This is a genomic window from Mycobacterium sp. UM_Kg1 (assembly GCF_000972925.1).
Lineage (GTDB): Bacteria > Actinomycetota > Actinomycetes > Mycobacteriales > Mycobacteriaceae > Mycobacterium > Mycobacterium hiberniae.
In genome coordinates this window covers 33315-43925 of sequence record NZ_JRMK01000019.1, presented here as the reverse complement: position 1 = coordinate 43925, position 10611 = coordinate 33315, and the positions used below count along the sequence as shown (strand labels likewise).

Genomic DNA, 10611 nt, shown 5'->3' with positions numbered 1-10611 from the left:
GTTGTTGGAGATGTCGATCAGCTTCAGCTTGTCCAACAACTCGAAGGCCCGCTGCTTGGCAGCACTGTCAGGACTGTCAAGCTCGAAAGTGATGACGGTGCCGCCGCCCGACATCTGCTTGCGCGCCAAATCGTGTTGCGGGTGCGACGCCAAGAACGGGTAACGCACCCAGCGCACCGCCGGATGCTGCTCCAGGAACTGCGCGATCTTCAGCGCCGCAGAGTTCGCGTAGTCGACCCGAACAGCCAGCGTTTCAAGGCCTTTCAACAGGACCCACGCGTTGAAGGCGCTCAGCGCCGGGCCGGTGTGACGCATCAGGGTCTGCACAGGGCCGTCGATGTAGTCCTGGTCGCCCAGGACCGCCCCACCCAGGACCCGCCCCTGCCCGTCGAGGTGTTTGGTGCCCGAATACACCACGACGTCCACCCCCAGCGGGAACCCCTGCTGCAGTAGCGGCGTGGCGAACACGTTGTCCAGCACCACTTTCGCGCCGGCGGCATGAGCCAGCTCGGTGACCGCGGCGATGTCCACCAGCGACTGCATCGGGTTGGACGGCGTCTCGAAGAACACCGCATCGGTGGGCACCGACAACGCCTGCTCCCACTGCGCCAGATCCTCGCCGTCGACGAAGACGGTCTCGACCCCCCAGCGGGGCAGAATCTCGTTGCAGACCACAAAGCAGGACCCGAACAGGCTGCGCGCGGCCACCAGACGATCACCGGCCTTGAGCAGCGCGCCCAGCGCCACGAACACCGCGGCCATGCCACTGGCGGTGGCGAAGGCCGCCGGCGCCCCCTCGATCAGCCGCAGCCGCTCCTCGAACATCGACACCGTCGGGTTGCCGTAGCGGGAGTAGACGAAGCGGTCCACTTCGCCGGTGAATGCCCGCTCCGCAGCGGCCGCAGACTCATAGACATACCCCGAGGTGAGGAACAGTCCCTCGGCGGTCTCCTCGAACTGCGTGCGCAGCAGGCCGCCGCGCACGCCGAGGGTGGCCGCACTGACTCCCTCGGGAAGCGGTTTGGGCTGCCGGACCGAGCGGGCGGGGCCGGGCTCGCTCATGACTGCGTCCAGGGCAGCCCGACCGCCCGCCAGCCGGTTGCGCCCCGGTGAGCCTGCTCGTCGAGGTGGCCTTCGAAACCGTCGAGCACGTTGTAGGACGGGGTCAGCCCCAGCGCGGTACCCGTCTCAGCGGCCCCGATGGAGCGGTTGCCGGAGCGACACAGGAAGATCGCGGGCCCGCCGGTGACCCGCGCCGCCAGTTGGCGGGAGAAGTCGCGGTTGGGCGTGCCGTCGGAGTGGACCCACTCGATGCAGAGCACCTCGCGGCCCAGCGCGGACAGGTCGGGTAGCCCCACGAAGCGCCACTCGGCGTCGGTCCGCACGTCGATGAGCGTCGCCGCCGGGTCGTCGCGCAGTATCTCCCAGGCCTGCTCGGGCGTGATATCTCCTGCGTAGCTCACCTGCGGAAGTGTCGCACCTGGGGCGGTTTCCCGCCACGGGGGGTCAGGGCCAGAGCGAGCCCAGCACGGTGGCCACCCGCGCCGCGCGGTCGCGCGCGACCGCGACGTCTGGCCCGGTGGCAAGCGCCAAGCCCAGCCGGCGGCGGGGGTGGCCTTCATGGTGACCGAACAGCACAACGTCACTTTCGGTCACGCTGAGTGCATCGGCGACCACCGCCACGCTGTCCGAAGTGGTGACGGCCGCGGTGCCGGCGCCGTGGCGAGAGTAGATCAGCCGGGCGGCGCCGGGTGAGACCATGATGGTGTCGGTCACCATGCCCAAGATCCCGCGCGCCTGCAGCTCGAAACCGGAGAGCCGCTGGGTGCGCAACGTCAGCAGCGCGGCATCGTAGGGGCGCACCGTGACCCCGCCGAAGTACACCTCGTCGCCGTGTACCAGCAGTTCCACCCCGAACAGGCCGCGGCCACCCAGCGCCCGGGCGACCCGCGCGGTGATCGACTTGGCCGCATCCAGGGCCACGGGGCTCATCGGGTGCGGCTGCCAGAACTCCACCGTCAGCTGCCCGTTCGGCTCCTCGATGCTGCGATGGCCGATCGGTGCGCAGAAGTCCAGGGCGGGTCCGTCGTGGCCGTCGCGGAGCACCGCCAGCAGCGTGACCTCGCTGTCGGCCTCCACCACCGTCTCGGCCAACACCCGCGGCGGTACGTCCGGGGCGCAGGCCGCCACGGCACGCTGCCAGGCCGGCTCGATATCGCTGTCCCGCACCATCACCGAGCGGCCCTCCCCGAGCGCACCGCCCACCGGTTTGACCGACATGGGATAGCCGGCCTGCTCGGCCACCGCCCGCAGTTCCTCAACCGATCCGACAAACCAGAAGGGCGGCGTGGGCAGGCCCAGTTCCTCGGACGCCAGCCGCCGCATCCGCTCGGGGTCCGCGGCCAGCCGGGCCCCGTGGATGTCCGGCACCAGCTGGGTGAAGCCGGTGTCGACGGCGGCGGTCAGCGCATCGGTGGCCACCACCTCCGAGCCCACCACCACATATTTCGGCTGCAGCCACCGGATGGCCGCCGCCAGTTCGTCGTTGTCGCCCAGGTCGACCACCACCGTGCGATCGACAACCCCGTGCAGCGGGGCATCGGCGTAGCGGTCGACGGCGATCACCTCGGCACCCAGACGCTGCAGCGCCCGGACCAGTTCACGGCTGAGATCACCGGACCCGAGCAACGCCACCCTGGTACGGCTGGGACCGTCCGCGGCCAGCCGCTCGGTCACGATCTCGCCCGCCTCGCTCGTCACCGCCACCCCCTCCCCAGCAATGTTGCATGCCGCTCCAGGATAGGGGGAACGCCGACGGTGCTGCAGCGCCGGCGAACCTGCGGGAACGGACCGGTTGTTTGCTGCGCGCAGGGGTGCCGGGCCTTACCGTCCAGGCCTAGAGTCGGTCCCATGAGTGTGCTGACGTCACCGCGGACCTACACGGGCCTGGCCGCCCTGCAAGCCGCCGACGCGGCGCTGTGCGCCATCCCGGCACCGTTCATCACCACAGCACTCGACACCGTCGGATGCCCGCAGGAGATCCGGCCGATCCTGCCGGTCGTCAAGGCCGCTGCGGCGGTCGGGCTGCTGTCGGTCCACCGGTTTCCGCGGCTGGCACGGCTGACCACCGCCGCGTTGACGCTGTACTTCGTCCTTGCCTTCGGCGCGCATATCCGGGTCCGTGACAGCATCGCCAACACGGTGCCGGCCGCGTCGCTGCTGACGCTGTTCGCGGCGATGACGCTCAGCGGCCCGCAGCGCAGCGCCCGGCGCTAGAGCCGAGCGCTGCGCATCACTACGGCTGCCCCGGCAGCAGCCGTACCATCAGCCCCTGCGCCTCGGCCAGCACGGTGCCGTCGGCGGCGGTGATTTCGGCACCGATGAACGCCTTGCGCCCTTCGGCGCGCTCAATGCGGCCGTGCGCGAGCAGCGGGGTGTTGATCGGCGTGACCTTGCGGTAGTCGACATGCAGGAACGCTGTCCGGCTGATCGGCCGGTTCGCGGCGTGTACCACCATCCCGAACATCCAGTCGAACAGCAGCGGCAGCACACCGCCGTGCACCGCGGAGTTGCCGCCCACGTGGAAGCGGCTGAACGACCCGGACATCGAGACACCGTCGGGGTCGAACCGGGTGATGCGCCACGGCGGCATCAACAGGCTGCCCATGCCCTCCAGGGAAGGCGCCCGCCCAGCCGGGGCCACACCCTCGGGCGCCGGAAACCGCTCCAGCAGCCCCACCAACGCCTCGGCACGATCGGCGGCGTCGTCCCAGGTGCTGTCGTCGGGGTCGGTGGACACCGCCAGATCCTGCAGCCGCCGCATGGTGGTCAGGAACCGGACGAAACCCGGGCTCGGGTCGACCACCGCGTAGTCGGGGAAACCCCCGTGGGTGGCGTAGTCGGGGTCGAGATCCTCCGGCCGCGGCTCGCTCACGCCCGATCCCTGACAACGTCGCGGCGCACGATGGTCTGTTCCCGGCCGGGACCGACCCCGATGCAGGAGATCTGCGCACCGGCGATCTCCTCGACCCGCGAGACGTAGTCGCGTGCGTTGGCGGGCAACTCCTCGAACGTGCGGGCCTCGGAGATGTCCTCCCACCAGCCAGGCAGTTCCTCGTAGACCGGCTCGGCGCGGGCGAACTCCTCCTGCGTCATCGGCAGCTCGTCGGTGCGTTTGCCGTCCACGGTGTAGCCGACGCAGACCGGGACCGTCTCCAAGCTGGAGAGCACATCGAGTTTGGTCAGGAAGTAGTCGGTGATGCCGTTGACCCGGGTGGCGTAGCGGGCGATCACCGCGTCGAACCAGCCGCACCGACGCCGGCGCCCGGTGGTCACCCCGACTTCACCGCCGGTCTTGGACAGGTACTCGCCGTGGGCGTCGAACAGCTCGGTGGGGAACGGTCCCGAACCGACCCGGGTGGTGTAGGCCTTGAGGATGCCCAGCACCGTGGTGATGCGCGTCGGCCCGACACCCGAACCCACGGCTGCCCCGCCCGCGGTCGGGTTGCTCGACGTCACGTAGGGGTAGGTGCCGTGGTCGACGTCGAGCAGGGTGCCCTGCGAGCCTTCCAGCAGCACGTTCTCGCCGCGGTCCAGCGCGGCGCCGAGCAGCAGGCTGGTGTCGGCGATCCGGTGCTTGAAACCCTCGGCCTGCTCCAGCAGGTCTTCGAGGACCTGCTCGGGCTCCAGCGCCTTGCGGTTGTAGATCTTGACCAGCACCTGGTTCTTGAAGTCCAGGGCGGCTTCGATCTTGGCGGCCAGCGACTCCTGGTCGAGCACGTCGGCGACCCGGATCCCGATCCGGGCGATCTTGTCCTGGTAGCAGGGGCCGATGCCGCGACCGGTGGTGCCGATCTTCTTGCTGCCCATGTAGCGCTCGGTCACCTTGTCGATGGCGACGTGGTAGGGCATCAGCAGGTGCGCATCGGCGGAGATCAGCAGCCGGGAGGTGTCGACGCCGCGGCCCTCCAAGCCCGCCAGCTCCTCGAGCAGCACACCCGGATCGACCACCACACCGTTGCCGATCACGTTGGTGACGTGCGGCGACAGCACCCCTGAGGGGATCAGGTGCAGTGCGAAGTTCTCCCCGGTGGGCAGAACCACGGTGTGGCCGGCGTTGTTGCCGCCCTGGTAGCGCACCACCCACTGCACTCGTTCGCCGAGTAGGTCGGTCGCTTTCCCTTTGCCCTCGTCACCCCATTGGGCGCCGATGACGACGATTGCCGGCATGGATTTCTCGCTAACTGTCTTGGCTTACTGTGGTCCAGCCGGGGACTGAGCCTATCTGAAGCGATTCACGAGGAGCGTGTTGAACACCACTAACGGCACGGAGCGCCTGTGACGGCGCCGCAAACCGCCGTCTTAGTGTTCGACGGACGGCCGCTGCCGCGCCCTTTGCGGGGGCTGCCCACCATGCGGTTCGGCGACGGTGGCGGCCGCGAGGACTTCGACGCGGCCATCGACCGGTACCGCCGGCTGGTGGTCGTGGGCGCCGACGCCGACTTGGCGCGCCTGGCGACCCGGCTGCTGCGCACCGACCGGCTCGACGTCGAGGTGGGGTATGCGCCCAGGGGCCGGACACCGGCAACCGCGGCCTACCGGCTGCCGGCGGGATGGCGGGCCGCGCGGCGGGCCCTGCGGGGCGCCGCCCAGCCGGTGCCGCTGGTCCGTGACGACGCCGGGACCGTCCTGGTGGGCACCGCGCGCTGGCTGCCGGTGGACGGCGCCGAGGTGCTGCACGGGGAGGGCATCGTCGATGACACCGCCCTGTTCGACGGGGACGTCGCCGGTGTGGTGATCGAGCCGACCGGCACCGCCCCGGGTGTGCGCGCCGCGGTGCTGCCCCGGCGCCGCCGGGTACGGCACTGGGTGGCGGGCCGGGCGGCACAGCTGGGCACCACCGGCGCGCTGGTGGTACGCGACGGGGTCTGTGGCAGCCGTACCGTGAAGCGATCCACCTTCTACCGCCACATCGAGGACTGGCTGCTCGTGCGATGACCGCGCGGGCCGGGCCGGCGACGCTCCGGCGAAGTCGATAGGTTCGGGCGGTGAACGTGCAACCCCTGCGCGGCCGGGCGGTCCGGCCCAGCCCGGTGTTCCTGGGTCTGGTGGCGCTGGCCGCCGTCGGCGGCGCACTGGCCTGGCGGGCGGGCGAGGAGATCGGGCCGCCGGCCTACGCCGGGGTGTTCGTGCTCGTCATCGCCGGTTGGCTGGTCTCGCTGTGCCTGCACGAGTTCGGCCACGCCTACACCGCCTGGCGGTTCGGTGACCGCGGTGCGGAGATGCGCGGCTATCTGACCCTCAACCCTTTGCGATACACCCATCCCGGCCTCTCACTGGTGCTGCCACTGCTGGTCATCGCGCTGGGCGGGATCGGGCTGCCGGGCGGGGCCGTTTACGTTCAGACATCGGCGATGACGCCGCGGCGGCGCAGCCTGGTCAGCCTGGCGGGCCCGGCGGCCAATCTGCTGCTCGCGGCGCTGCTGTTGGGCGTCACGCGCGCGCTCTACGACCCCGCTCATCCGGTGTTCTGGTCCGGGGTGGCGTTTCTGGGCTTCCTGCAGGTGACCGCGCTGGTGCTCAATCTGCTGCCGGTGCCGGGGCTGGACGGCTACGGCGCGCTGGAGCCGCACTTGAGTCCGGCGACCCGCCGCGCCGTGGCACCGTTCCAGCAGTGGGGCCTGTTGGCGCTGGTGGTGCTGCTGTTCGCCTCTCCGGCGTTGAGCCAGAAGTTCTTCGCACTGGTGTTGTGGTTCTTCGACCTCTTCGCCGTGCCGCGGCTGCTGGTCTCGTGGGGGCTGAGCCTGACCCAGTTCTGGAACGCCTGGTTCTGATAGGGCCCGGCATCGCGGGCGGCCGCAACCCGACTTCACCCGGCGGCGGGCCCGCCCGCCTATATTCACCTCCCATGGGCTCTGGTCACGAGCACACCACCACCGACACCCGACTGTCGCGGATGGTCATCGGCGCCGCGATCCTGACTGCGTTCTTCGCCGTCGAGCTGACCACCGCGATCCTGATCAATTCGATGGCGCTGCTGGCTGACGCCGGCCATCTGCTGACCGACCTGGCCGCCCTGTTCATGGGGGCGGCGGCGGTGATGCTGGCCCGGCGCGGCAGCACACCGGCGTCGCACACCTACGGCTGGCACCGCGCCGAGGTCTTCACCGCGGTCGCCAACGCGGTGCTGCTGATCGGGGTGGCGACGTTCATCCTCACCGAGGCGATCCGCCGCATCGGTACCGCGCCCGACGTGCCCGGTGTGCCGATGATCGTGGTGGCACTGGCCGGCCTGGTCGTCAACCTCGGGGTCGCCGCGCTGTTGCGGTCCCACTCCACGGTGAGTCTGGCGGTGCGCGGCGCGTACATGGAGGTGCTGGCCGACACCGTCGGCAGCGTGGGTGTGCTGATCGCCGGGGTGGTCACCCTCACCACCGGGTGGCCCTACGCCGACGTGGTGGTCGCGGTCTTCGTCGCGCTGTGGGTGTTGCCGCGCGCGTTCGCCCTGGCGGGGGCGGCACTGCGCATTCTCTCGGAGGCCTCACCGAGCCACATCGACGTCGCGGAACTCCGCGCGGCACTCGCCGGCATCGACGGTGTCACCGACGTTCACGATCTGCACGTGTGGACGCTGGTTCCGGGACAGGACATGGCCACCGCGCACCTGGGCGCCGGCGCTGATCCGGGCCGGGTGCTGGCTGACGCACAGGCCGTCCTGGCCGCCCGCGGCCTGACCCACGCCACGGTGCAGGTGGAGCCCGCCGGCCAGGGTGTGCGCTGCCCGTTCGGGCGCTGACGCCGCGCGCGGCTTTGAGAGCCCGTCAGGTTCGGTCAGTAAGCTTCCCCATAGCGTCAGCGGATTCCGACGAGCCGGAGGACATAGCCACTCATGCCGAACCCACCGGAATCGGACAACACCGAACCGACCGAGGGTGTCGCCGCCGCTTCCAGCGAGCAGCCCGACGGTGACGAGCAGGTCACCGAAGCCCATCCCGTCGCCGCGGCGGACGACGAGATCGCCGACGGTGCACAGCCGGCCGCAGAGTCCGACGCCGAGGCTGTCACCGAGGTGATCGCCACCGAGGCCACGCCCGGCACCGACGGTTCACCGGAGCGCAGGTTCACCGCTCCCGGGTTCGACGCCGGGCACACCGAAGTCATCCCGTCGGTGGACGATGCCGAGACCGAACTGATCGCTCAGCAGAGCGATGACGCGGGCAAGGCGATACCGCAACAGATTCCGGCACGGGTCGGCACCAAGCTGCCGAGCACCGTCTCGCGCAGCTGGGGCTGGGTGATGGCGGTGATCCTGATCATCCTGGCGCTCGCGGTGATCGCCGTGCTGGGCACGCTGTGGCTGACCCGCGAAACCCGCCAGGCGGCCTCGCAGGAGGAACACGTCCGGTCCACGATCCAAAGTTTCGACATCGCCACGCAGAACGGCGATCTGGCGGCGCTGCGCAGTCTCACCTGCGGTGACATCCGCGACCGCTACGTCAACTACGACCAGAAGGTCTGGGACGAGACCTACCGTCGGATCGCGGCGGCCAAGCAGTACCCGGTGGTCGCCAGCATCGACGAGGTGGTGGTCAACGACGGCCACGCCGAGGCCAACGTCACCGCGTTCATGGCCTACGAGCCGCGGGTGCGCTCAACCCGCAGCTTCGACCTGCAGTTCCGTGACGACCAGTGGAAGATCTGCCAGTCGCACGGCAGTTGATGACGTTCGTTGACTCAGCGCCTACGGCGGGGGCGTACTCGAACTTCCCCGCCGTGGACGCAGAGTCAACGACTCAGGCCAGGGCCTTGCCGGCGCTGTGCAGGTCGTTGCAGGCCTCGATGACGCGCTCGGTCATGGACGCCTCGGCCTTCTTCAGGTAGCTGCGCGGGTCGTAGGTCTTCTTGTTGCCGACCTCGCCGTCCACCTTGAGCACACCGTCGTAGTTGGTGAACATGTGCGCGGCAACCGGCCGGGTGAACGCGTACTGGGTGTCGGTGTCGACGTTCATCTTCACCACCCCGTAGCGCAGCGCCTCCTCGATCTCGGACTTCAGCGAACCCGAGCCGCCGTGGAAGACGAAGTCGAACGGCTTGGAGCCCTCGGCCAGGCCCAGCTTGGCCGACGCGACCTTCTGACCCTCGGCCAGGATGTCCGGGCGAAGCACCACGTTGCCCGGCTTGTAGACGCCGTGCACGTTGCCGAAGGTGGCGGCCAGCAGGTACTGGCCCTGCTCGCCGGCGCCGAGGGCGGCGACGGTCTTCTCGAAGTCCTCCGGCGAGGTGTAGAGCTTCTCGTTGATCTCGGCTTCGACGCCGTCCTCTTCGCCGCCGACCACGCCGATCTCGACCTCGAGGATGATCTTGGCGGCCACCGCCTGCGCCAGCAGCTCCTGCGCGATGGTCAGGTTCTCGTCGATCGGCACGGCCGAGCCGTCCCACATGTGGGACTGGAACAGCGGGTTCTGGCCGGCCTTGACCCGGTCAGCCGAGATCGCCAGCAGCGGCCGCACGAATCCGTCCAGCTTGTCCTTCGGGCAGTGGTCGGTGTGCAGGGCCACGTTGATGGGGTATTTGGCGGCGATGACGTGGGCGAATTCGGCCAGTGCCACCGCCCCGGTCACCATGTCCTTGACACCCAGACCGGAGCCGAATTCCGCGCCGCCGGTGGAGAACTGGATGATGCCGTCGCTGCCGGCGTCGGCAAAGCCCTTGATCGCCGCGTTGATGGTCTCCGACGATGTGCAGTTGATCGCCGGGAACGCGTAGGAGTTCTCCTTGGCGCGGGCCAGCATCTCGGCGTAGACCTCGGGGGTGGCGATGGGCATGGAACTCTCTCCTCCTGGGTGCAAACGGTGTCCCCCCAGTATCCCCAACGGTTAATCTCCCACGACACCGGTATGTTGGGGCCTCATGAGCATGACGGTGGCGGCGATGCCCCACATATTGGACCCGATGTACTGGATCGGGCAGGGCGGCCTGTTCGAGCACGCGGTCCTGCCGGCCATCCTGGTGATCGTCTTCGTCGAAACCGGCCTGCTGTTTCCTCTGCTGCCCGGCGAATCGCTGTTGGTCACCGGCGGTCTGCTGGCCGCCGCCGGCAACCCCGACATCTGGGTCCTGGCTCCCGCGGTGGCGATCGTGGCGATCTTGGGCGACCAGACCGGCTACTTCATCGGCCGCCGCCTGGGCCCGGCCCTGTTCAAAAAAGAGGACTCCCGCTTCTTCAAGAAGCACTACGTGACCGATTCGCACGCCTTCTTCGAGAAGTACGGCCCGGCCGCGATCATCCTGGCCCGCTTCGTACCGTTCGCCAGGACGTTCGTCCCGGCGATCGCCGGCGTGTCCTACATGCGTTACCCGGTCTACTTGGCGTTCGACATCGTCGGTGGCGTCCTGTGGGGCGCCGGGATGACCCTGACGGGGTATTGGCTGGGCACCAAGGTGCCGGGTATCACCGACCACCTGGAATTGATCATCATCGGGATTCTGTTCGTCTCGCTGCTTCCGGCGATCTACTCGGGGGTCAAGGCGTATCTGTCCCGGCGCAGGGCCCCCTCGGGTGACGCTGACTCTGCGCTCACCACGCAGAACTCCGAGTAGGGCGGCTGGTCA

General features: G+C 69.3%; 12 protein-coding genes. 6 read left to right on the top strand and 6 right to left on the bottom strand.

Features of this window, described 5'->3' with window-relative positions:
• From LI92_RS05025 to purT, 3 genes are all read right to left on the bottom strand, one after another.
• Positions 1-1062 (bottom strand): O-succinylhomoserine sulfhydrylase (locus tag LI92_RS05025; RefSeq protein WP_046316613.1); only part of this gene is annotated, 1062 nt, incomplete at its 3' end.
• Entirely contained in the window at positions 1059-1463 is a 405-nt protein-coding gene (locus LI92_RS05020) for a rhodanese-like domain-containing protein (protein WP_046316611.1), read from the bottom strand. The genes LI92_RS05025 and LI92_RS05020, both read right to left, overlap by 4 nt.
• A 43-nt stretch (positions 1464-1506) precedes the next feature.
• Positions 1507-2760 (bottom strand): formate-dependent phosphoribosylglycinamide formyltransferase, encoded by a 1254-nt coding sequence (gene purT, locus LI92_RS05015; protein ID WP_286134867.1) that lies wholly within the window; start codon positions 2758-2760, stop codon positions 1507-1509.
• A 150-nt stretch (positions 2761-2910) separates the two neighbouring features.
• Between purT and LI92_RS05010 the strand changes: the two genes are divergently transcribed.
• Positions 2911-3276 (top strand): DoxX family protein, encoded by a 366-nt coding sequence (locus LI92_RS05010; RefSeq protein ID WP_046316609.1) that lies wholly within the window; start codon positions 2911-2913, stop codon positions 3274-3276.
• 19 nt (positions 3277-3295) lie between these two features.
• On the opposite strand, the gene LI92_RS05005 is transcribed toward LI92_RS05010, so the two are convergent.
• Positions 3296-3934, bottom strand: a complete 639-nt coding sequence (locus LI92_RS05005) for a PaaI family thioesterase (protein ID WP_046316607.1) — start codon at positions 3932-3934, stop codon at positions 3296-3298.
• Complete coding sequence (locus tag LI92_RS05000; protein WP_046316604.1) at positions 3931-5229, bottom strand: adenylosuccinate synthase; 1299 nt, start codon at positions 5227-5229, stop codon at positions 3931-3933. The genes LI92_RS05005 and LI92_RS05000 overlap by 4 nt, the downstream gene beginning before the upstream one ends.
• 183 nt (positions 5230-5412) lie before the next feature.
• On the opposite strand from LI92_RS05000, the gene LI92_RS04995 reads away from it, so the two are divergent.
• From LI92_RS04995 to LI92_RS04980, 4 genes are all read left to right on the top strand, one after another.
• Positions 5413-5997, top strand: coding sequence for a peptidase M50 (locus LI92_RS04995; RefSeq protein ID WP_152665339.1), 585 nt, complete (start codon positions 5413-5415; stop codon positions 5995-5997).
• 50 nt (positions 5998-6047) lie between these two features.
• Positions 6048-6833, top strand: coding sequence for a site-2 protease family protein (locus LI92_RS04990; RefSeq protein WP_046316601.1), 786 nt, complete (start codon positions 6048-6050; stop codon positions 6831-6833).
• Between the two features lie 74 nt (positions 6834-6907).
• Positions 6908-7795 carry a cation diffusion facilitator family transporter gene (locus LI92_RS04985; RefSeq protein ID WP_046316599.1) on the top strand — a complete coding sequence of 296 codons (888 nt, stop codon included), beginning with the start codon at positions 6908-6910 and terminating at the stop codon, positions 7793-7795.
• Positions 7796-7888: 93 nt separating this feature from the next.
• Positions 7889-8719 (top strand): Rv0361 family membrane protein, encoded by an 831-nt coding sequence (locus LI92_RS04980; protein WP_046316596.1) that lies wholly within the window; start codon positions 7889-7891, stop codon positions 8717-8719.
• A gap of 73 nt (positions 8720-8792) precedes the next feature.
• Here the strand turns inward: LI92_RS04980 and fbaA are convergent, their stop codons facing one another.
• Complete coding sequence (fbaA, locus tag LI92_RS04975) at positions 8793-9824, bottom strand: class II fructose-bisphosphate aldolase (RefSeq protein ID WP_046316594.1); 1032 nt, start codon at positions 9822-9824, stop codon at positions 8793-8795.
• Positions 9825-9909: 85 nt separating this feature from the next.
• Between fbaA and LI92_RS04970 the strand changes: the two genes are divergently transcribed.
• Positions 9910-10599 (top strand): DedA family protein, encoded by a 690-nt coding sequence (locus LI92_RS04970; RefSeq protein WP_046316592.1) that lies wholly within the window; start codon positions 9910-9912, stop codon positions 10597-10599.
• Positions 10600-10611: the final 12 nt, after the last annotated feature.

Coding starts and splice junctions, on each gene's coding strand:
- LI92_RS05010 (WP_046316609.1), top strand. CDS start 2,911: ATGAGTGTGCTGACGTCACCGCGGACCTACACGGGCCTGGCCGCCCTG.
- LI92_RS05000 (WP_046316604.1), bottom strand. CDS start 5,229: ATGCCGGCAATCGTCGTCATCGGCGCCCAATGGGGTGACGAGGGCAAA.
- LI92_RS04995 (WP_152665339.1), top strand. CDS start 5,413: ATGCGGTTCGGCGACGGTGGCGGCCGCGAGGACTTCGACGCGGCCATC.
- LI92_RS04985 (WP_046316599.1), top strand. CDS start 6,908: ATGGGCTCTGGTCACGAGCACACCACCACCGACACCCGACTGTCGCGG.
- LI92_RS04980 (WP_046316596.1), top strand. CDS start 7,889: ATGCCGAACCCACCGGAATCGGACAACACCGAACCGACCGAGGGTGTC.
- fbaA (WP_046316594.1), bottom strand. CDS start 9,824: ATGCCCATCGCCACCCCCGAGGTCTACGCCGAGATGCTGGCCCGCGCC.
- LI92_RS04970 (WP_046316592.1), top strand. CDS start 9,910: ATGAGCATGACGGTGGCGGCGATGCCCCACATATTGGACCCGATGTAC.